The 19824-nt window shown below is 62.0% G+C and carries 18 protein-coding genes and 1 pseudogene; 10 read left to right on the forward strand and 9 right to left on the reverse strand.

The features are described 5' to 3' along the window. Nucleotides 1-105 precede the first annotated feature (105 nt). The gene (locus tag J3P81_RS03630; RefSeq protein WP_434562190.1) at nucleotides 106-1446 is read right to left on the reverse strand and encodes an MFS transporter; all 1341 of its coding nucleotides are present in this window, start codon (nucleotides 1444-1446) and stop codon (nucleotides 106-108) included. A gap of 258 nt (nucleotides 1447-1704) precedes the next feature. On the opposite strand from J3P81_RS03630, the gene quiC reads away from it, so the two are divergent. Next, entirely contained in the window at nucleotides 1705-3603 is a 1899-nt protein-coding gene (gene quiC / locus J3P81_RS03635) for a 3-dehydroshikimate dehydratase QuiC (RefSeq protein ID WP_434562192.1), read from the forward strand. A 102-nt stretch (nucleotides 3604-3705) separates the two neighbouring features. Further along, entirely contained in the window at nucleotides 3706-4383 is a 678-nt protein-coding gene (locus J3P81_RS03640; protein ID WP_420767292.1) for a TetR/AcrR family transcriptional regulator, read from the forward strand. Nucleotides 4384-4510: 127 nt separating this feature from the next. Here the strand turns inward: J3P81_RS03640 and J3P81_RS03645 are convergent, their stop codons facing one another. The 4 genes from J3P81_RS03645 to J3P81_RS03660 all read right to left on the reverse strand — a co-directional run bounded on the left by J3P81_RS03645 (nucleotide 4511) and on the right by J3P81_RS03660 (nucleotide 8459). Next, nucleotides 4511-5362: a shikimate dehydrogenase gene (locus J3P81_RS03645; RefSeq protein ID WP_434562194.1), complete on the reverse strand. Its 852-nt coding sequence runs from the start codon at nucleotides 5360-5362 to the stop codon at nucleotides 4511-4513. Between the two features lie 4 nt (nucleotides 5363-5366). Further along, the gene (gene aroQ, locus J3P81_RS03650; protein ID WP_434562196.1) at nucleotides 5367-5807 is read right to left on the reverse strand and encodes a type II 3-dehydroquinate dehydratase; all 441 of its coding nucleotides are present in this window, start codon (nucleotides 5805-5807) and stop codon (nucleotides 5367-5369) included. Between the two features lie 280 nt (nucleotides 5808-6087). After that, entirely contained in the window at nucleotides 6088-7167 is a 1080-nt protein-coding gene (trmA, locus tag J3P81_RS03655) for a tRNA (uridine(54)-C5)-methyltransferase TrmA (RefSeq protein WP_434562198.1), read from the reverse strand. Next, nucleotides 7164-8459: an NCS2 family permease gene (locus J3P81_RS03660; protein WP_420767288.1), complete on the reverse strand. Its 1296-nt coding sequence runs from the start codon at nucleotides 8457-8459 to the stop codon at nucleotides 7164-7166. The genes trmA and J3P81_RS03660 overlap by 4 nt, the downstream gene beginning before the upstream one ends. Nucleotides 8460-8676: 217 nt before the next feature. On the opposite strand from J3P81_RS03660, the gene J3P81_RS03665 reads away from it, so the two are divergent. Together J3P81_RS03665 and J3P81_RS03670 are read left to right on the forward strand one after the other, a co-directional pair. Continuing rightward, the gene (locus tag J3P81_RS03665; protein ID WP_434562200.1) at nucleotides 8677-9117 is read left to right on the forward strand and encodes a DUF4879 domain-containing protein; all 441 of its coding nucleotides are present in this window, start codon (nucleotides 8677-8679) and stop codon (nucleotides 9115-9117) included. A gap of 78 nt (nucleotides 9118-9195) precedes the next feature. Beyond that, on the forward strand, nucleotides 9196-9762 hold the full coding sequence (locus J3P81_RS03670; RefSeq protein WP_420767286.1) for a DJ-1 family glyoxalase III: 567 nt from the start codon (nucleotides 9196-9198) through the stop codon (nucleotides 9760-9762). A gap of 5 nt (nucleotides 9763-9767) precedes the next feature. On the opposite strand, the gene J3P81_RS03675 is transcribed toward J3P81_RS03670, so the two are convergent. Both J3P81_RS03675 and J3P81_RS03680 read right to left on the reverse strand, forming a co-directional pair. Continuing rightward, nucleotides 9768-10055 (reverse strand): HigA family addiction module antitoxin, encoded by a 288-nt coding sequence (locus tag J3P81_RS03675; protein ID WP_420767285.1) that lies wholly within the window; start codon nucleotides 10053-10055, stop codon nucleotides 9768-9770. Between the two features lie 41 nt (nucleotides 10056-10096). After that, nucleotides 10097-10346, reverse strand: a pseudogene (locus tag J3P81_RS03680) (type II toxin-antitoxin system RelE/ParE family toxin). A gap of 181 nt (nucleotides 10347-10527) precedes the next feature. Here J3P81_RS03680 and J3P81_RS03685 point away from each other — a divergent pair. From J3P81_RS03685 to J3P81_RS03695, 3 genes are read left to right on the forward strand one after another with little or no spacing between them, the layout of a single operon-like run. Continuing rightward, a complete protein-coding gene (locus J3P81_RS03685; protein ID WP_434562202.1) occupies nucleotides 10528-11052 on the forward strand; it encodes a (2Fe-2S)-binding protein in 525 nt (174 codons plus the stop codon). Continuing rightward, entirely contained in the window at nucleotides 11049-12041 is a 993-nt protein-coding gene (locus tag J3P81_RS03690) for an FAD binding domain-containing protein (RefSeq protein ID WP_434562204.1), read from the forward strand. The genes J3P81_RS03685 and J3P81_RS03690 overlap by 4 nt, the downstream gene beginning before the upstream one ends. Beyond that, nucleotides 12038-14239 carry a xanthine dehydrogenase family protein molybdopterin-binding subunit gene (locus J3P81_RS03695; RefSeq protein ID WP_434562206.1) on the forward strand — a complete coding sequence of 734 codons (2202 nt, stop codon included), beginning with the start codon at nucleotides 12038-12040 and terminating at the stop codon, nucleotides 14237-14239. The genes J3P81_RS03690 and J3P81_RS03695 overlap by 4 nt, the downstream gene beginning before the upstream one ends. On the opposite strand, the gene J3P81_RS03700 is transcribed toward J3P81_RS03695, so the two are convergent. Then, nucleotides 14236-15474, reverse strand: coding sequence for an MFS transporter (locus J3P81_RS03700; protein WP_434562208.1), 1239 nt, complete (start codon nucleotides 15472-15474; stop codon nucleotides 14236-14238). The genes J3P81_RS03695 and J3P81_RS03700 overlap by 4 nt on opposite strands. A gap of 489 nt (nucleotides 15475-15963) precedes the next feature. On the opposite strand from J3P81_RS03700, the gene J3P81_RS03705 reads away from it, so the two are divergent. Genes J3P81_RS03705 through J3P81_RS03715 form a run of 3 tightly spaced genes read left to right on the forward strand, consistent with a single transcriptional unit; the run spans nucleotide 15964 to nucleotide 18600 of the window. Next, complete coding sequence (locus J3P81_RS03705) at nucleotides 15964-17403, forward strand: cytochrome ubiquinol oxidase subunit I (RefSeq protein WP_420767279.1); 1440 nt, start codon at nucleotides 15964-15966, stop codon at nucleotides 17401-17403. A gap of 3 nt (nucleotides 17404-17406) precedes the next feature. Next, complete coding sequence (cydB, locus tag J3P81_RS03710; RefSeq protein WP_434562210.1) at nucleotides 17407-18414, forward strand: cytochrome d ubiquinol oxidase subunit II; 1008 nt, start codon at nucleotides 17407-17409, stop codon at nucleotides 18412-18414. A gap of 21 nt (nucleotides 18415-18435) precedes the next feature. Further along, nucleotides 18436-18600 (forward strand): DUF2474 domain-containing protein, encoded by a 165-nt coding sequence (locus J3P81_RS03715; RefSeq protein WP_080942585.1) that lies wholly within the window; start codon nucleotides 18436-18438, stop codon nucleotides 18598-18600. A 5-nt stretch (nucleotides 18601-18605) separates the two neighbouring features. On the opposite strand, the gene J3P81_RS03720 is transcribed toward J3P81_RS03715, so the two are convergent. Continuing rightward, nucleotides 18606-19730, reverse strand: coding sequence for a methyltransferase (locus tag J3P81_RS03720; protein WP_434562212.1), 1125 nt, complete (start codon nucleotides 19728-19730; stop codon nucleotides 18606-18608). Nucleotides 19731-19824: the final 94 nt, after the last annotated feature.

Raw genomic sequence — 19824 nt, forward strand, 5'->3', positions numbered from 1 at the left:
TGGCGAGGGAGCTTGCTGCCGCTGGGCTGCGAAGCGGCCCTCGCTTTTTTGCGATCGCTGCGCAATCGAGCGGGAGCAAGCTCCCTCGCCACGGGGCGTTATAGCCTATCGATTCTCCAGGGTAGGCACTTTGCGCGGCGCCATGAAGTACATCCAGGCCAGCGCGATGAAGTACATCGCCGGGATCAGGGTGAACAGCACGGTGTAGTTGTTGTTAGTGATGGTGAGGATGTGCCCCACCAACTGAGTCATGAACATCCCGCCGATGGCCGCGCACATGCCGCCGAAGCCGAACACCGTGCTCATCATGTGCTTGGGCGTGTAGTCCATGACCAGGCTCCAGATGTTCGCGGTCCAGGCCTGGTGCGCGCCGATGGCCAGGGAGATGGCAAACACCGCCACCCACAGGCTGCTGGAGCCGGCCGCCATGATCACCCCGACAATGCAGCAAGCGAACAGCAGCATGGACATCAGTCGCGCCTTGATCGGATTGACCCCGCGGCCGATCAGGAATGACGACAGGATCCCCCCGCCGACACTGCCAAAATCGGCGGTCAGGTAAATGATGATCAATGGGATGCCCATCTGGGTCACGTTGATGCCCAGGTTGTATTGCTGGTTCAGGAACGGCGGCAGCCAGTAAAGGTAGAACCAGAACACCGGCGCGGTGATCGAGTAGGCCAGGGCGAATGCCCAGGTGCCGCGCATGCGCAGGATGCGGGAGAACGGAACACTTACCGGGTCCGGTTCTTCCTGGGCCTGGATGTAGTCCAGTTCCGACTGCTTCACGCTCGGGTGGTCTTCGGGGTTGAAGTATTTCAGGCCCCAGAACACCAGCCAGATACCGCCCAGGGCCGCCATGCACAGGAACGCGGCCTGCCAGCCCCAGACGTGCAGGATCAGCGGCAGGAGCATTGGGGTGAACATCGCGCCGACGTTGGTCCCGGCATTGAAGATGCCGGTGGCCACGGCGCGTTCGCCCGCCGGGAACCACAACCGCGTGGTTTTCACGCAGGCCGGGTAGTTGGCGGCTTCGGTCAGGCCAAGGATGAAGCGGCAGACCATGAAGCCCACCGCCGAGGTAGCCAAGCCGTGGGCGCCGGTCGCCAGGCTCCAGAGCAGCACGGCGCAGAAGAACACGCGCTTGACGCCGATCTTGTCGATCAACCGCCCTTGCAGCACGAAACCGACCGCGTAACCGACCTGGAACCAGAAATTGATATTGGCGTAGTCCATCGCCGTCCAGCTCATCTCCTTGGCCAGGATCGGCTGCATGACTCCGAGGGCGGCGCGGTCGATGTAGTTCAGGGTCGTGGCGAAAAATACCAGGGCGAGCATGCCCCAACGGGTCTTGCCCACGGCCATCGCGCCACGGATCTTGTCGCCGATGCCACCGCTGGCGACAACCGGGCCGTGGGCCAGGCGGGAACTTTGGGAAGGAATCATAGGGTCACCCGTTCTTGAAATTCTTATGGTGTGGTCTGGGTCTGCATTGAGGCTTGGCAACAATGTGATGTCGATGGTGGGCAGTGGACAAAAAATCGTCAATTCGCTGATCGGGCATAGTGTTCGATAATCGCCCAAAAAACTAACCGGATGGTACATATTAAATTGCCCAAAGAAACCGGCAGCTCAATAATCCCCCGACTCTTTTAAAAAGCGGCGCATTTTTTGTAGCCGACGCCAGTCCCGGGAGCCGAAGTCATGCAGCGTTCCATTGCCACTGTTTCCTTGAGCGGTACCCTGCCGGAAAAACTCGAAGCCATTGCCGCCGCCGGTTTTGACGGTGTGGAGATTTTCGAGAACGATCTCCTTTACTACGACGGCAGCCCCCGGGAAATCAGGCAGATGTGCGCCGACCTGGGCATTGCCATCACGCTGTTCCAACCCTTTCGAGATTTTGAAGGATGCCGCCGGGATCGCCTGGCGCGTAACCTGGAGCGAGCCGAGCGTAAGTTCGACTTGATGCAGGAGTTGGGCACCGACCTGGTGCTGGTGTGCAGCAATGCTTCGGCCGACAGCGTCGGCGACGAACGGATACTGATCGATGACCTGCGGCTGCTGGCCGAGCGGGCCGGCGCCCGAGGCTTGCGCATCGGTTATGAAGCGTTGGCCTGGGGCCGGCACGTCAATACTTATCAACAGGTCTGGAACATCGTCCGCCAAGCCGATCACCCGAACCTGGGCGTGCTGCTCGACAGTTTCCATACCTTGTCGCTCAAGGGCGACCCCAGCGCCATCGCCGAGATTCCAGGCGAGAAAATCTTCTTCGTGCAAATGGCCGATGCGCCGATCCTGGCGATGGACGTCCTGGAATGGAGCCGGCACTTCCGGTGTTTCCCGGGTCAGGGCGAATTCGATTTGCCGGGATTCCTCGCGCCGATCATCAAGAGCGGCTACACCGGGCCGCTGTCGCTGGAAATCTTCAACGACGGCTTTCGCGCCGCGCCGCCCAGGGCCAATGCGGCCGATGGGTTGCGTTCACTGCTGTACCTGGAAGAGAAGACGCGCCAGCGCCTGGCCGAGGAAGCGCCCGCGCAGACGCCTGAAATTCTGTTCGAGACCCCTGCGGCCAGCGAATACAACGGCATCGAGTTCCTTGAATTTGCCGTGGACGACAATCTCGGCGCCAAGCTCGCCCATTGGCTGGAGCGCCTGGGCTTCGTCAAGGCCGGCCAGCATCGCTCCAAGAACGTCAGCCTGTTGCGCCAGGGCGATATCAACCTGATCCTCAATTGCGAGCCGTATTCCTTCGCCCATAGTTTTTTCGAGGCCCACGGCCCTTCGCTGTGCGCCATGGCGGTACGCGTCAAGGACAGCACCAGCGCCCTGAAACGGGCCGTGGCCTACAAGGGCCAGCCGTATCGCGGGCTCGTCGGGCCCAATGAACTGGAGCTGGCGGCGGTACGCGCGCCGGACAGCAGCCTGATCTACCTGGTGGATCAGGACGCCGACGTCTACGGCACCGACTTCAATCTGCAGCCCGCTGCCGCCATCGGCGCCGGGCTCAAGCGCATCGACCACATGGCGATGGCGCTGCCGGCCGACAGCCTCGACAGCTGGGTGCTGTTCTACAAGAGCCTGCTGGACTTCGAGGCCGACGACGAAGTGGTACTGCCGGACCCGTATGGCCTGGTGAAAAGCCGTGCGCTGCGCAGCCGCTGCAGCTCGATTCGCTTGCCGTTGAACATTTCCGAGAACCGCAACACCGCAATCTCACATGCGCTGTCGAGTTATCGCGGTTCCGGCGTGCATCACATTGCCTTCGATTGCGATGACATCTTTGCCCAGGTCAGTTGTGCCAAGGAGGCCGGGGTGCCGTTGCTGGACATCCCCCTCAACTACTACGACGACCTGGCGGCGCGTTTCGATTTCGACGATGAGTTCCTCAGCGAGCTGGCATACTTCAACGTGCTGTACGACCGGGATGCCCAGGGTGGCGAGCTGTTTCATGTCTATACCGAGCCGTTCGAAGGGCGTTTCTTCTTCGAAATCATCCAGCGCAAGAACGGTTACGCGGGGTACGGCGCCGCCAACGTCGCGGTGCGCCTGGCGGCCATGGCCAAGTCCCGCAGTGGCGGCGTGCGGCACGCCAAGTTGTAGGGAAATCGTAACGATGGCGGTAAAGGGCAGTGCCTTGGCTTCCTTCACTGCCCGGTGCGGCCCATAATCGCCAACCTGTGCAGTGACGGCCGTGAGCCCGCAATGACTATGAATCCAGAGCTTTCCGCAGCCCTCGACGAACCTGTCGCCGCGCCGCGCAAGAGTCGCAAGAACAACCCGGAGAAAACCCGGGAGAACATTCTCCAGGAAGCCATCGTCGAGTTTGTCCAGCAAGGCCTGGCGGGCGCTCGGGTCGACGCTATCGCCGAGCGCATCCACACCTCCAAGCGCATGATCTATTACTACTTCGGCAGCAAGGAACAGCTGTACGTGGAGGTGCTGGAGAAACTCTACGGCGATATCCGCACCACCGAAAGCCGCCTGCATCTGGCAGAGCTGGCGCCAGTCGAGGCGATCCGGCGCCTGGTGGAATTCACCTTCGATCACCACGACCGCAACGTGGATTTCGTGCGTATCGTCTGCATTGAAAACATCCACAACGCCGAGTACGTGAAACAGTCTGGTGCAATCAAGGCGATGACCAATACCATCCTCGACTCCCTGGGCGTGATCCTGCGTCGCGGCGCCGAAGAAGGGGTGTTCCGCGCCGGCCTGGAACCGCTGGATGTACATTTGCTGATCAGTTCGTTCTGCTTCTATCGGGTGTCGAACCGCCAGACGTTTGGTGAGATCTTTCAGATCGACTTGTCGGACGAAGCGGTCAAGCAGCGACACCGACAGATGGTGTGTGAGTCGGTGCTGAGATATCTGCAAGCCTGACCGTGAACCTAACGCATACCTTGTGGGAGCGAGCCTGCTCGCGAAGGCGGTGTGTCAGTCACGAATTCGCTTACTGACACACCGCTTTCGCGAGCAGGCTCGCTCCCACAGGGATTTTGGCTTGGCTTCAGGGATTCATGCTCTGAAAATGCGCCAGCATCCGCCCCGCATCCGGCGCCACGCCGCTGAACAGTTCGAACGCCTTCACCGCCTGGAACACCGCCATGGTGCCGCCGTCCAGTGTGCGGCAGCCGAGCGCGCGGGCGTTGCGCAGCAGTTCGGTTTCCAGCGGGAAATACACAATCTCCGCCACCCACAGGTCGCCCCGCAACAACTCGACCGGCACCGGCATGCCCGGCAGTTTTGCCATGCCCATGGGTGTGGTGTTCACCAAGCCGTCGGCTTCGGCCATGGCAGCGGGAAGATCATGCCCGGCGCGGGCGCGACCGGCGCCGAAGTGTTGGTTCAGGTTGTTGGCCAATGCCTCGGCACGGCTGACCTCGACATCAAAAATGCTCAGCGTCTCCACGCCCTCCACCAATAAGGCGTGGGCCACCGCTGCGCCAGCGCCGCCAGCGCCCATCTGGACCACGCGGTTGCGCGCGACATCGCCCAGGCCTCGACGAAAACCTTCGGCGAAACCCAGGCAGTCGGTGTTATGGCCGATGCGCTTGCCGTCCTTGAGCACCACGGTGTTCACCGCGCCGATTCCCCGCGCTTCCGCCGAAAGTTCATCCAACAGAGGGATGACCGCCTGCTTGCAAGGAAAAGTGATGTTCAGGCCGGTGAAATCCATGCGTTCGGCGGCCATCAGCAAGTCGGGCAGGGCGCTGCTGTCGAGTTTCAGCGCGTCGAGATCGATCAGTCGATACAGGTAACGCATGCCTTGGGCATCGCCTTCGCGCTCATGCAGCGCTGGCGTGCGAGACGCCTGGATACCCGCGCCGATCAGGCCGGCCAGTACAGTGACGTTCGGCATGCGCTCAACCCTTCAACCGATGACTGAAATGTTCAAGGGCCAGGCGATAACCATGGCTGCCAAACCCGCACATCACGCCGATGGCGACGGATGAGACGAAGGAGTGGTGGCGAAACGTCTCGCGGGCGTGGACGTTGGAAAGATGGACTTCGATGACCGGCACTTCGCTCGCCACCAGGGCATCGCGGATCGCCACGGAGGTGTGGGTCCAGGCCGCCGGGTTGATGACGATACCGCCGCACCGGCCTCGGGCGCCGTGAATCCAGTCGATCAATTCACCCTCCTGGTTGGTCTGGCGAAATTCCACGGCCAGGCCGAACTCCTCGGCGGCGCGGCCGCACAGCGCGGAAATATCGGCCAGGGTTTCGTGGCCATAGGTCGCCGGCTCGCGGGTGCCGAGCAGGTTCAGGTTCGGGCCGTTGAGCACCAGAACGATCGGAGGCATCGCACAATCTCCACATTTTTATTGTTGGTCTCGGCGGGTTTCAGCCGGTGGAGATAAATTGTACTAGATGGTTAATTTGGTCAAATAAAGCAGCGGTTGTCGGGCAATAAGTGTTCGATGATCGAACATTGCACCAGTCGGGAGGTTGGGGAAGGCAACTGTGGCGAGGGAGCTTGCTACCGCTGGGCCGGTCCGACGCATCGGGCCAGCAGCCCCAAGCATTTGCGGTTGCTACGCAACCGAGCGGAGCAAGCTCCCTCGCCACGAAGGATTGCGCAGGTCAGCGCCGCGTCAACAAAACCCCGGATTCCATGTGGTGGGTCCAAGGGAATTGGTCGAACAACGCGCAGCGCGTGATGCGGTGGGTATCGTTCAGTTGCGCGATGTTCGCGGCGAGGGTTTCGGGGTTGCAAGAGATGTAGAGGATGTTGTCGAAGCGCCGGGTCAGCTCGCAGGTGTCCGGGTCCATGCCGGCGCGAGGCGGGTCGACGAAGACGCTGCCGAATTCGTAGCTTTTCAGGTCGATGCCCTGTAGGCGCCGGAACGGCCGAACTTCGTTCAGGGCTTCGGTCAGCTCTTCAGCGGACAGGCGCACCAGCGTGACATTGTCTACCGCGTTCTCGCTGAGGTTGCTCAGTGCGGCGTTGACCGAAGTCTTGCTGATCTCAGTGGCGAGCACTTTGCGCACACGGGTTGCCAGCGGCAAAGTGAAGTTGCCGTTGCCGCAGTACAACTCCAGCAGGTCGTCATTGCGATCGCCCAGGGCTTTATAAGCCCAGTTGAGCATCTTCTGGTTCACCGTGCCGTTGGGCTGGGTGAAGGCGCCTTCGGGTTGGCGATAGCTGAAGGTGCGGCCGCCCACGTCGAGTTTCTCCACCACGTAGTCGTGGCCGATCACTTCGCGTTTGCCCTTGGAGCGGCCGATGATGCTTACGCCCAGCTCGGCCGCCAGTTTCGAAGCTGCGGCGTGCCAGTGTTCATCCAGCGGACGGTGGTAACACAGGGTGATCATCGCGTCGCCGGCCAGGGTGGTCAGGAACTCCACCTGGAACAGCTTGTGGCTCAACGGCGCGCTGGCTTGCCAGGCGGCCTTGAGCTGCGGCATCAATTGGTTGATGCGCAGGCTGGCGATGGGGAACGCTTCGATGAGGATCGGCGTGCGCTTGTCTTCCTGGGAAAACATCGCGTAATGGCGTTCGCCGGCCTCGCGCCACAGGCGGAATTCGGCTCGCAGGCGGAAGTTCTGTAGCGGAGAGTCGAACACCTCGGGCTCGGGGGCCTCGAACGGAGCCAGCAGGTCGCGCAGGCGCACGACCTTGTCTTGCAGCTGGGTGGTGTAGGCCTGGGAATCAAAAGTCATGCGTTGAACCAACCCAACTTGATAACGAACAGGATCGAAAGGATGACCAGCGCCGGGTTCAGCTCACGTCCGCGGCCGGACACCAGTTTGATGGCGGTCCAGGCGATGAAGCCGAAGGCGATGCCGTTGGCGATGGAATAGGTGAACGGCATCGCCAGGGCAGTGATCACCACCGGAGCGGCAACGGTAACGTCGTCCCAGTCGATTTCAGCCAGGCCGGAGGTCATCAATACCGCGACGAACAGCAAGGCCGGCGCGGTGGCGAAGGCCGGGACGCTGGCGGCCAACGGCGAGAAGAACAGCGCCAGCAGGAACAGGATCGCGACCACGATCGCCGTAAGGCCGGTGCGGCCGCCGGCGCTGACGCCCGCCGCCGATTCGATGTAGCTGGTGGTCGTCGACGTGCCTAGCAGCGAACCGGCCATGGCGGCGGTGCTGTCGGCAATCAGCGCACGGCCCATTTTCGGCATGTGGCCGTCCTTGCCCATCAGCCCGGCGCGCTTGGCGACGCCGATCAGGGTGCCGGAGTTATCGAACAGATCGACGAACAGGAACGCGAAGATCACGCTGACCAGGCCGATGTCCAGGGCGCCCTTGATGTCCAGCTGCAGGAAGGTCGGGGCCAGGGATGGCGGCGCGGAAATGATGCCGCCAAAGGGCGTGAAGCCCATCAGGATCGAGACGATGGTGACCGCCAGGATGCCGATCAGTACCGCGCCGCGCACTTTAAGCGCCTCCAGAGCGACAATCAGTACGAAGCCCAGGGTTGCCAGGATCGGCGCCGGTTGCTTCAGGTCGCCGAGGCCGACCATGGTTGCTGGGTTTTTCACCACGATGCCGGCGTTGTTCAGGGCGATCAGCGCCAGGAACAGGCCAATACCGGCGGCGATGGCCGAGCGCAGTGGCAGCGGGATGCTGTTGATGATCCATTCCCGGATGCGGAAGATCGATAGCAGAAAGAACAGCACGGCGGAGACGAACACCGCCCCCAGCGCCACTTGCCAGGTATGGCCCATGTGCAGGACCACGGTGTAGGTGAAGAAGGCGTTCAGGCCCATGCCCGGCGCGAGGGCGATCGGGTAGTTGGCGATCAGGCCCATGACTGTGGAACCAATGGCCGCCGCCAGACAGGTGGCGACGAATACCGCGCCCTTGTCCATGCCGGTTTCGCCGAGGATGCTCGGGTTGACGAACAGAATGTAGGCCATGGCCAGGAACGTCGTGACGCCCGCCAGGATCTCGGTCCGCACGTTGGTATTGTGTGCCTTGAGTTGAAACAGCCTTTCCAGCATGTCTGCTCCCCGTGGCGCGCGCGGCGCCGTGAATGTATCGACCTCAACAGCAAAGCACAGGTCGCCAGGGGCGCCGGGATTTTCTGCAGGTCGGAAAAAGCCGCGCATCATAGCAGCGCGGCGATGTGGCTGCGATCCTCGGTGTGCGTCGCATAAGTGTGCGCAGGCAAAAGTTGGGCCATACTGCGCCCGATTTCGGACGGTCGGGATGTATCGCATGAAAAACATTGCATGGGCCTGGGTGTTCGGCCTGGGGCTGGCCGTGCCGGTCGCGCACGCCGCGTCGGCACCACCGCTGAGCGAGGTCAAGGTGCTCAAGGTCGAGTCGCCGGCCTGTGGTTTCGAGGACATCGCTGCGGGTCAGGCGCAAACCCGTTGCGACCACAGTGGCCCGCATATCAAGGTCTACGTGCTGGAGCTCGGCATAGGCCACCAGCCGAATGTCACGCTGGACGGCTTCGAGGTCGACGGCACCCGTTCACCGGTGTGTGCATACGACAATGGCAATCTCAATGATTGTTCGACCGGAGCCCGGCGAACGGTCGGCTACTTGTATATCTTCGATCTGAAGGGCAAGCAGGAAGGCACCTTCAGCTTCAGCAACGTGTCGATCAACGCACCGGGTAACCGGATGTCGACCCAGTTGTACATCAAATGACATGCCGTGGACGACCTTCGGCTGACAGGGCCCGGCAAAGCTGACTAGTCTTGAAGGATCACCCAGCGGAGAGTGCCCATGATGCCTGGAACCAAGATCCCCCGAGTCCTGATCGCCGTGGCTGAAGGCGTTGATGATTTGCAGGTGGTGACGCTGATCGACGTGTTGCGCCGGGCGCAGCTTGAAGTCGTCGTGGCGAGTATCGAAGGCCGTCGCATGCTCACCTGCGCACGCGGAACGCGCCTGACCGCCGACGGCATGCTGGTGGACGTGCTGGTGCAGGATTTCGACTTGATCGTCTTGCCGGGCGGCATCATCGGCGTGCAACACCTGGCGGCCCACCCGCCTTTGCAACAGTTGATCAAAGACCAGGCGGCCGCCGGGCGCATCTTCGCCGCCATCGCCGAAGCCCCGGCGTTGGTGCTCCAGGCGTTCGGCGTGCTGCGCCAGCGCCGGATGACCTGCCTGCCCGCCGTGAGCCAGCAACTGTCCGGGTGCAGCTTCGTCGACCAGCCGGTGGTGGTGGACGGCAATTGCATCACCGCCCAGGGTTCCGCCGCCGCCTTGGTGTTTGCCCTTGCGCTGGTGGAAGCATTAGCCGGTAAAGGGGTGAGGAGCGTGGTGGCGGCGGAGTTGTTGGCGTGACAGCGTCAAATGTGATGGGCAAGGGGTTCGATCATTGGTTGTTCGCGCCGCTCGGCTTGCCATAGGTCATAGTCGGTCTGGACGCCCAGCCAGACGCGTGCCTTGCCGATGCCTGCGCGTTCCAGGCGTACTGCCAGGTCTGGGCTGACCGGTGCATGGCCGTGCAGTACCCGAGAAAGGTGCGGTCGAGCGAAACCGAGGTGTCTCGCCAGTTCGGTCACCGTGATGCCCAGCTTGGGCAATACGTCCACCAGCAATGTTTCGCCAGGATGTGGCGGATTGTGCATTGGCATGTTCCAGCCTCCTGTCAGTGATGGTCGAGGTAGTCGACCAGTTAGATGTCGGACTCGATGAAGCGGAAGACAATTCGCCAGTTCCCTGAAACGCTCAGCGACCAATAATCGACCAGATCACCCTTGAGCGAATGCAATCGCCACCCGGGGATGTCCAGGTCGCTTGGCATGCATGCCCTGTCCATGAACTGAAGCATGCGAGCCAGCCGCTTCCCGTGGTCTGCCGAATTCCCGCGTCGAACCCGTTTCATAAAAGACCCTGAGGCCTTTGTGCTGGAAGGATTTCATCATGGAATAGAGTGTAAGGCGATACATTACAGTCTGTGCGATACATATGTACCGCACAGGCGCGCTGGACTCGTGCATTGGGGGCGGGCAATTGTCTTGGAACGCTCATCCCACCCCGAAGTCGTACCCCTTATGACGGCGGTTTTCCAAAACGCCGCGTGTACGACCAACCGTGAGGTGTTCCATGAGCGCGACCTTGTCCGAAGCGACGCAGGCGTCCTTCGTCCGTCATCCCATACGTCTGACACTCAATGGCGCGGTGCGCGAGTTGCAGGTGCTGCCCTGGACTACGTTGCTCGATTTGCTGCGCGAACAATTGGACCTGGTGGGCAGCAAAAAGGGCTGTGACCACGGCCAATGCGGCGCCTGCACGGTGCTGCGCGACGGCAAGCGGATCAACGCCTGCCTGACCCTCGCGGTGATGTGCGACGGTGCCGAGTTGACCACCGTCGAAGGCCTGGCCAATGGCGACGAGTTGCATCCGATGCAACGGGCATTCATCAAGCATGACGCGTTCCAGTGCGGCTATTGCACTCCCGGGCAGATCTGTTCGGCAGTGGCGCTGGCCCACGAGGGGCGGGCGAGCACTGGCGCCGAAATCAGCGAGCTGATGAGCGGCAACCTCTGCCGATGCGGTGCCTACAACAACATTCGCGATGCCATCGAAGAAGCCCTGCCGCTCTGCCAGCAGACCGGAGGTGAGTCGTGAATCCCTTTCGCTACAGCAAGCCCGACACGCTGCAGGCCGCCGTCGAGCTGTCGAGTGCCGATTCGCGTTTCATCGCTGGCGGCACCAACCTGCTCGACCTGATGAAGGAAAACCTCACCCGCCCCCAGCACCTGATCGATATCACCGGGCTGCCCTTGGCCGACCTCAGCGAAACGCCATCGGGCGGGGTGATGATTGGCGCGTTGGTGAGTAACGCCGATTTGGCCTGGCATCCCTGGATCGAGCGCCGTTATCCGTTGCTCTCCCAGGCCATTCTTGCCGGTGCTTCGCCACAGCTGCGCAACATGGCCAGCACGGGTGGCAACCTGTTGCAGCGTACCCGCTGTTACTATTTTTATGACGCCGGTGTGCCGTGCAACAAACGCCGGCCCGGCAGTGGCTGCCCGGCTCGAACCGGTTTGAACCGTATTCACGCGATTCTTGGGGCGAGCGATCAATGCGTCGCGACTCATCCCTCCGACATGTGCGTGGCACTGGCCGCGCTTGACGCGGTGGTCCATGTGCTGGGCCGGGGTGGTCCACGGACCATCGAATTCGCCGACTTCCATCGCCTGCCCGGCGACGCTCCGGACCGGGACAACCAACTGGCCGATGATGAACTGATCACCTATATCGAGCTGCCGCCCACAGGCTTCGCCGAACACAGCCAGTACTTGAAGATCCGTGACCGCGCGTCCTATGCCTTCGCTCTGGTCTCGGTCGCCGCCGTGCTGGAGCTGGACGGGCCGGTGATTCGCCAGGCTCGCCTGGCCTTGGGTGGCGTGGCCCACAAGCCTTGGCGTGATCGATCCGTGGAGAATTGGTTGGTGGGTCAGGCGGTCAGCCGCGAGACGTTCACGGCCGCCGCGGATGCGCTGCTGCAAAACGCCGAGCCGTTGGAGCACAACGGTTTCAAGGTCAAGTTGGCGCGCCGGGCGATTGTCCGCGCCTTGAGCGATGCCGCACTGGTGGGAGGAACCGCCCGATGAATGCACCGAGCAAAACCATAGGCCAGCCGCTGGACCGGGTCGATGGCCTCCTCAAGGTGACCGGTCGGGCCCGTTACGCCGGGGAATATCCGGAAGATGGCTTGTTGCACGGCAGTGTCGTATCCAGTGCCATCGCCCGGGGGCGGGTGGTGGGTATCGATGCTTCCCGCGCCCTGGCGCTGCCGGGTGTCGTTGCTGTGATCGATCATACCAATCGGCCCAAAATCGCCAGCTACGACGAACCCTATCAGGATGCCGACGCAGCGGAGGGCTCGCCGTTCCGGCCACTGTTCAACGACCAGATCCTCTATAGCGGCCAGCCGCTGGCCCTGGTGGTCGCCGAAAACCTGGAGCTGGCCCGTTATGCCGGCTCGCTGGTGGAGATTGAATACGAGGCTGAGGGGCATCAGACCGATCTGACAATCCTGCAAAACGAAGCCCATCCAGCACCTGCAGAACTGCCCAAGCCCCGTGGGAATTTTCAGGGCGAGTACGCGAGCGCAGCCCTGAGTGTGGACGTGTCCTACAGCACGCCGATAGAACACCACAACCCGATGGAGCCCCATGCCTCCACCGTGTTGTACCAACCCGACGCAAGCCTGCATATCCACGACAAGACCCAAGGCGCGCAGAACTGCCAGGCGTACGTGCAAAAAGTATTCGGGCTGGAAAAGGAGCAAGTGCGGGTATTTGCCGCCTACGTGGGCGGCGCGTTTGGTTCCGGCCTGCGTCCGCAATACCAATTGGCGCTCGCGGTGATGGCCGCGCTGCATCTCAAGCGTTCCGTACGGGTCAGCCTGACGCGCCAGCAGATGTTTACGTTTGGCTATCGGCCTCGGACATTCCAGCGCTTGCAATTGGGTGCTGCGGCCAACGGAAGATTGCTCGCGGTAGCGCATACCGCCATTGGCCAGACCTCGCGTTTCGAAGATTTTACCGAGCACGTGGTGGAGTGGAGCGGCATGCTCTATCACTGCGATAACGTGACACTGACGTACAAACTGGCGCCGTTGGACGTTTACACACCGCTGGACATGCGCGCCCCGGGCGCGGCCCTCGGGTTGATCGGCCTGGAGTGTGCCATGGACGAGCTGGCCTGCGCCCTGGCGATCGACCCAGTGCAGTTGCGTCTGATCAACTATGCCGAACGCAACGAAAACGAAGGCAAGCCCTATTCCAGCAAGGAGCTGCGGGCCTGTTACGCCCAGGGCGCCGACCGTTTCGGTTGGAGCAAGCGCAACCCCGAACCGCGCAGCATGCGCAGCGGCCGGCAACTGGTGGGTTGGGGCATGGCGGGCGGCGTGTGGGAAGCCATGCAGCAAAAAGCCAGTGCCCGCGCCTCGCTGGACGCCAACGGCAAGTTGACCGTCAGCAGCGCAACGACGGACATCGGCACCGGCACCTATACCGTCATGACTCAAATTGCCGCCGAGGCGTCAGGCGTTTCCCTTGAGGACGTCACCTTTGTCCTGGGCGACTCGTCGCTGCCAACGGCACCATTGCAGGGTGGTTCGTTTACCGTCTCGTCGGTGGGCACCGCGGTGCAGAAAGCCTGCGAAGCGCTCAGGGAAAAGCTGCTCGCCGTGGCCCGTCAGTCCTGTCCTGCCTTCAGCGGCGCGACCCTTGAGCAGGTAACCTTCATCGACGGTGAACTGCGCATGGGCGAGGCCCGTGTCGCCCTGGCGGAGCTGGCGCAAAAAAGCGGCGAAATGCCGTTGCAGGCGGAGGTCGCCACCGGACCGGATGAAAAACGCCAGGCCTATGCGACCGCCACGCATTCGGCGGTTTTCGTTGAGGTGTTGGTGGATGAAGACCTTGGCACGGTGAAGGTCAACCGAGTGGTCAGCGCCATCGCGGCGGGCCGGGTAGTCAATCCGAAGACTGCCCGCAGCCAGATCCTCGGTGGGGTGGTCTGGGGCGTTGGCATGGCACTGCACGAAGAAACCTTGACCGACCATGCCCTTGGCCGCCACATGAACCACAATCTGGCCGAGTACCATGTGCCGGTGAATGCCGACATTGGCGAGATAGACGTGATATTTGTCGAAGAGCATGACGAGATCGTCAACGCCCTCGGGTCCAAGGGTGTCGGCGAAATCGGCATTGTCGGCGTGGCCGCGGCGGTGGCGAATGCGATCTACCATGCCACGGGCAAACGGGTGCGGGATTTCCCCATCACCCTGGATAAGTTGCTCTAGGCTTTCGCCTCGTCCACCGGTTCGTGCATCCGGTCACGGTTGGCCAGGGTCGGGAACAGTTTGATCCAGGCCCCGGTCACCAGCAGCGTGCCGACGCCGCCCATGACCACCGCCGGTACCGTGCCGAACCAGTGGGCGGTGATCCCGGACTCGAATTCGCCCAACTGGTTCGAGGCGCCGATAAACAACCCATTCACAGCGCTGACCCGACCGCGCATCTCGTCGGGCGTTTCCAACTGCACGAAGGAGGCGCGGATGACCATGCTGATCATGTCCGCCGCGCCCAGCACCACCAATACCGCCAGGGAGAACCAGAACGACGTGGAAAGGCCGAACGCAATGGTGGCGACGCCGAACACGCCCACGGCGGTAAACATTACCCGGCCGACCTTGCGCTCCACGGCAAACCGCGCCAGCCACAGCGACATCAGCAAGGCCCCGACCGCCGGCGCCGAACGCAACAGGCCCAGGCCCCAGGGGCCGGTGAGCAGGATGTCCTTGGCGAATACCGGCAACAGCGCGGTGGCGCCGCCCAACAGCACCGCAAACAAGTCCAGAGAGATCGCCCCTAGGATGTCCGGGCGGCTGCGAATGAAGCGAATACCGGCCAACAGCGAGTCGAGGGTCGCCTTGCCTTTATTCAGCGGTGTCTGCCGGGCGGGCAGGTTGAGCATCAGGCAGCAGGCGATGACATAAAGCAACACGGTTGGCCCATAGACCCAGACGCTGCCAAAGGCGTACAGCAAACCGCCCAGGGCCGGGGCGACGATGGTGGCCGATTGTTGTGCTGATTGCGCGGCGGCCACTGCCCGGGGAAACAACGCTGCAGGGACAATGCTCGGCAACAGCGCCTGGGTGGTCGGCATTTCGAAGGAGCGGGCCGCGCCGAGCAGGAACGCGAGGATGAAGATCATCTCGCGCGTAACGTTGTCGCTGGCGCTGCCAATCGCCAGGGTGAGGGCGATCATGGCTTGCAACGATTGGCAGATGGCCGCGACTTTACGTCGATCGTATCGATCCGCCACGTGCCCGGTATGCAGCATGAACAGCACCCGTGGGGCGAACTCCACGAGGCCGACGAGCCCCAGGTCCAGGACATTGCCGGTCAGTTGATAGAGGTTCCAGCCGATGGCCACCGTCAGCATCTGGAAACCGCTGGCGGTGAATATCCGAGCCAGCCAGAAAGCAATGAAGGGACGATGGTGACGGAGCAGAAGGGGCGCTTGGCTGGGCATCTGTGACGGGGTCCGGTGATGGGAAGGTCGAGATTATCACTGAGCTGTAACAGGAAGTTGCGGTGGTTGGAAAAATAGTTAGCCAAACATCGATATTGGCTTGAGGGAACATTTGTGGCGAGGGGATTTAGCGAAACGTCGCACCGCCCCGCTGGGGCGCTAAGCGGCCCCAAGCTTTTTCGAGTGCTGTGCACTCGAGCGGGGATGAATCCCCTCGCCACAAGAGTTTTTACTTATGTCCTGAGCGCCTGGGACAACCTGCCACGCGACAAAAGACCACGCCGTCCATCGGCCATATAGCGACTACTCTTTGAACATTGCTTGACCCAGGTCAATTCCCCTTGGGGCGTTGTGCTGGCGGCCATTGGGCCAAAGTCCTGCGTTGTGACGGTTTAAAAAGAACGATTTTAAAAGCATCGCACTCCATATCCCTGGGGGCTGTGATGCAAGCCCCGCCCGCAGCCGGTTTTACCTGACAGAGGAAGACTTATGTTCGGTTTGGAGGCGCTCGATCTCGCCCGAATCCAGTTCGCGTTTACCATCTCGTTCCACATCCTGTTCCCGGCCATCACCATTGGCCTGGCGAGTTACCTGGCGGTACTCGAAGGCCTGTGGCTGAAGACACACGACGATACCTACCGCGACCTGTATCACTTCTGGTCGAAGATTTTCGCCGTCAACTTCGGCATGGGGGTGGTCTCCGGGCTGGTGATGGCTTATCAGTTCGGCACCAACTGGAGCCGTTTTTCGGATTTCGCTGGCGCTGTAACCGGGCCGCTCCTGACTTATGAAGTGCTCACGGCATTCTTCCTCGAAGCGGGCTTCCTCGGCGTAATGCTGTTCGGCTGGAATCGCGTGGGGCGTGGCTTGCACTTCTTTTCCACGGTCATGGTGGCGATCGGTACGCTGATCTCGACCTTCTGGATCCTGTCGTCCAACAGTTGGATGCAAACCCCGCAAGGCTACGAAATTATCGATGGCCGGGTCATTCCGGTGGACTGGCTGGCCGTGGTGTTCAACCCCTCGTTTCCGTTCCGGCTGATGCACATGTCGGTCGCGGCCTTTGTCGCCACCGCGTTTTTCGTCGGCTCGTCGGCGGCCTGGCACCTGCTGCGCGGTCGCGATAACCCGGCCATTCGCCGCATGTTGTCGATGGCGATGTGGATGGCCCTGCTGGTCGCGCCCGTACAGGCGGTAATCGGTGACTTCCACGGTCTCAATACGCTGAAGCACCAGCCGGCAAAAATTGCCGCCATCGAAGGGCACTGGGAAAACGTCGGCGACGAACCCACGCCGCTGATTCTGTTCGGCTGGCCGGACATGAAGGCCGAGCAAACCAAGTTCGCTGTGGAAATCCCGTACCTGGGCAGCTTGATCCTGACCCACTCGCTGACCGATCAGGTGCCGGCGCTGAAGGATTTCCCGCCTGAGGATCGACCGAATTCGACCATCGTGTTCTGGTCGTTCCGGGTCATGGTGGGCCTGGGGTTGCTGATGATATTCACTGGGCTGTGCAGCCTCTGGCTACGCCGCGGCAACCGGCTTTACCAATCCCGCCCGTTCCTGCATCTGGTGCTGTGGATGGGGCCTTCCGGGCTAATCGCGATCCTGGCCGGCTGGTTCACCACGGAAATCGGTCGCCAGCCGTGGGTAGTCTACGGCTTGATGCGCACGGCGGATGCGTCGTCCGGCCACAGCTTTGCGCAGATGAGCTTCACCCTGGTCATGTTCGTGGTGGTGTATTTCGCGCTGTTCGGCGCGGGGTTGAGCTACATGATGCGTCTGGTGCGCAAGGGCCCGGTGGCGCAGGAAGCCGAGCCGACCGACGGTGGCCCCGGTCAGAAACGCACCCCGGCCCGTCCATTGTCGGCCGCCAACGAAGGCGACGACGAAGTGGACCACAACGACAGCTCGAACAAGGGGAATTGAGTCATGGGTATTGATCTTCCGCTGATCTGGGCCGTGGTCATCATCTTCGGCATCATGATGTACGTGATCATGGACGGCTTCGACCTGGGCATCGGCATTCTCTTCCCCTTCGTCAAGGGCGAGCGCGACCGCGACGTGATGATGAACACCGTCGCGCCGGTCTGGGACGGTAACGAGACCTGGCTGGTGCTGGGCGGGGCAGGGCTGTTCGGGGCGTTCCCGCTGGCCTATTCGGTGGTGCTCTCGGCATTGTACCTGCCGCTGATCCTGATGCTCATCGGGCTCATCTTCCGGGGCGTGGCGTTCGAGTTCCGCTTCAAGGCCAAGGCCGAGAAGCGGCATCTTTGGGACAAGGCATTTATCGGTGGCTCGCTGACGGCGACGTTCTTCCAAGGTGTCGCCCTGGGGGCGTTCATCGACGGCTTCGAAGTGGTCAACCGCCAGTTCGCCGGCGGTTCCCTGGACTGGCTCACGCCGTTCACCATGTTTTGCGGCCTGGCGCTGATCGCCGCCTATGCCTTGCTCGGCTGTACCTGGCTGATCATGAAGACCGAAGGCAAGCTGCAAGAACAGATGCATGACCTGGCCAGGCCGTTGGCCTTCGTGGTGCTGGCGGTGATCGGCATCGTCAGCATCTGGACCCCACTGGCCCATGCCGATATCGCCGCGCGCTGGTTCACCTTGCCGAACCTGTTCTGGTTCCTGCCGGTGCCGATCCTGGTGTTGGTGACCATGTACGGGTTGTTCCGCGCCGTGGCCCGCAACGCCAACTACACGCCTTTCATCCTGACGCTGGTGCTGATTTTCCTGGGTTACAGCGGCCTTGGCATCAGCCTGTGGCCGAACATCGTGCCGCCGTCCATTTCGATCTGGGACGCCGCGTCGCCGCCACAGAGCCAGGGCTTCATGCTGGTCGGCACGTTGTTCATCATTCCGTTGATCCTGGTGTACACCTTCTGGAGCTACTACGTGTTCCGCGGCAAGGTGACCCATGACGATGGCTACCATTGACCGACCTGCGAGGTGCCGAAGATGGCCAAGCCTGACTTGAAAGACATCGAGGCCGCGGAAAAAAAGCCGCTATGGCAGCGGCTCGGTTGGCTGGCGGCGATTTGGGCCGGTAGCGTGCTGGCATTGTTCATCGTAGCCAGCTTGATGCGGATGTTCATGAACGCCGCGGGTTTGACGACTCACTGACGGAGTCATTTGCGGGCTTTGAGGATCACGAACTTCGGCGTGGCGGCCACCTGCTCGACACCGCGGAACAGCCGCGCCAGCTTGCTGTGATAGCCCAGGTGGCGGTTGCCGACGATGTACAGCGCGCCGCCGACCACCAACGCTTCACGGGCCTGCTGAAACATGCGCCAGGCAAGGAAATCGCCCACCACTTGCTGCTGATGGAAGGGCGGGTTGCACAGCACCACATCCAGGGACTGCGCTTCTTGCCCGGCCAAGCCATCGTCCGCCCGCACGATCACTTCGCGCTCGCCCAGGGCGGCTCGCCAGTTTTCGGCGGCTGATTGCACGGCCATGTACGACTCGTCCACCAGGGTGTAGTGAGCGTCCGGGTTAGCCAGGGCGCTGGCAATGGCCAGCACGCCGTTGCCGCAACCCAGGTCCGCAACACGCGCCGAGCCCAGGTTCTTGGGCAGGTGCGGCAGGAAGGCGCGGGTGCCGATGTCCAGCCCTTCACGGCAGAATACATTGGCATGATTGAGCAACTCGATGTTCGGCTCATCGAGCGCATACCGAGTGGGGTAAGGGGAAGCGGCCGGTGTCCTCGGTTGCGGCGTGGCAATCAACAGACGGGCCTTCTTGACAGCGAGCGAGGCCTGCACCGGGCCGACGTAGCGCTCCATCAGGTCGCCTGCGGCCCGGGGCAGATGCTTGACCATCGCGGCAGCGATCACCTGGGCCCCTGGTGCCAGTTGCCCTTGCAGCCGGATCAGTTGCTCCTCCAGCAGCGCCAGGGTCTTGGGCACCTTGACCAGGACACAATCGAAAGGCCCCGTCAGCGCTTCGCTGGCCGGCACGATGGGCACCGTATCGAACGGCAAGCCGTTTCGCACCAGATTCTTTTCCAATGCCTGCAGCGCCAGGAACGAGTCACCGCTGCTGGTGACCTTGACCTTGCCTGCGAGGCTGGCCGCCAGGGCGCCGAAGCCATCATTGAGTACCAGCACTCGAGTTTCCGCGCCCGGTTGCTGTTCGGCCAGGTGCGCAAGCAGATATTCATCGGCAGCGTCGAACGCTTGCAGGGGTTCGTTCGGCTGTTCGGGCTGGCGGATCAGGTCGAGTTGGGCGAAGGGAGTATCGAGCAAGGGCATGGCTGGGACTCTGGCAAATCAACGGGTGTCCCGCTGCCTTGGGCAGGTCTGTCAGCGGGACCTCCTGAATGAACTGCGTCGCGGACTAGGCGCG

The sequence above is a fragment of the Pseudomonas sp. R1-6 genome, from assembly GCF_051132115.1.
GTDB lineage: Bacteria > Pseudomonadota > Gammaproteobacteria > Pseudomonadales > Pseudomonadaceae > Aquipseudomonas.

Excerpts from the sequence above, each read along its gene's own strand:
- J3P81_RS03645 (WP_434562194.1), bottom strand. The coding sequence starts at position 5,362 with ATGCCGAACGTCACTGTACTGGCCGGCCTGATCGGCGCGGGTATCCAG.
- J3P81_RS03640 (WP_420767292.1), top strand. The coding sequence starts at position 3,706 with ATGACTATGAATCCAGAGCTTTCCGCAGCCCTCGACGAACCTGTCGCC.
- quiC (WP_434562192.1), top strand. The coding sequence starts at position 1,705 with ATGCAGCGTTCCATTGCCACTGTTTCCTTGAGCGGTACCCTGCCGGAA.
- J3P81_RS03695 (WP_434562206.1), top strand. The coding sequence starts at position 12,038 with ATGAATGCACCGAGCAAAACCATAGGCCAGCCGCTGGACCGGGTCGAT.
- J3P81_RS03670 (WP_420767286.1), top strand. The coding sequence starts at position 9,196 with ATGATGCCTGGAACCAAGATCCCCCGAGTCCTGATCGCCGTGGCTGAA.
- J3P81_RS03630 (WP_434562190.1), bottom strand. The coding sequence starts at position 1,446 with ATGATTCCTTCCCAAAGTTCCCGCCTGGCCCACGGCCCGGTTGTCGCC.
- J3P81_RS03675 (WP_420767285.1), bottom strand. The coding sequence starts at position 10,055 with ATGCCAATGCACAATCCGCCACATCCTGGCGAAACATTGCTGGTGGAC.
- J3P81_RS03705 (WP_420767279.1), top strand. The coding sequence starts at position 15,964 with ATGTTCGGTTTGGAGGCGCTCGATCTCGCCCGAATCCAGTTCGCGTTT.
- trmA (WP_434562198.1), bottom strand. The coding sequence starts at position 7,167 with ATGACTTTTGATTCCCAGGCCTACACCACCCAGCTGCAAGACAAGGTC.
- J3P81_RS03665 (WP_434562200.1), top strand. The coding sequence starts at position 8,677 with ATGAAAAACATTGCATGGGCCTGGGTGTTCGGCCTGGGGCTGGCCGTG.
- aroQ (WP_434562196.1), bottom strand. The coding sequence starts at position 5,807 with ATGCCTCCGATCGTTCTGGTGCTCAACGGCCCGAACCTGAACCTGCTC.
- J3P81_RS03685 (WP_434562202.1), top strand. The coding sequence starts at position 10,528 with ATGAGCGCGACCTTGTCCGAAGCGACGCAGGCGTCCTTCGTCCGTCAT.
- J3P81_RS03700 (WP_434562208.1), bottom strand. The coding sequence starts at position 15,474 with ATGCCCAGCCAAGCGCCCCTTCTGCTCCGTCACCATCGTCCCTTCATT.
- J3P81_RS03715 (WP_080942585.1), top strand. The coding sequence starts at position 18,436 with ATGGCCAAGCCTGACTTGAAAGACATCGAGGCCGCGGAAAAAAAGCCG.
- cydB (WP_434562210.1), top strand. The coding sequence starts at position 17,407 with ATGGGTATTGATCTTCCGCTGATCTGGGCCGTGGTCATCATCTTCGGC.
- J3P81_RS03720 (WP_434562212.1), bottom strand. The coding sequence starts at position 19,730 with ATGCCCTTGCTCGATACTCCCTTCGCCCAACTCGACCTGATCCGCCAG.
- J3P81_RS03660 (WP_420767288.1), bottom strand. The coding sequence starts at position 8,459 with ATGCTGGAAAGGCTGTTTCAACTCAAGGCACACAATACCAACGTGCGG.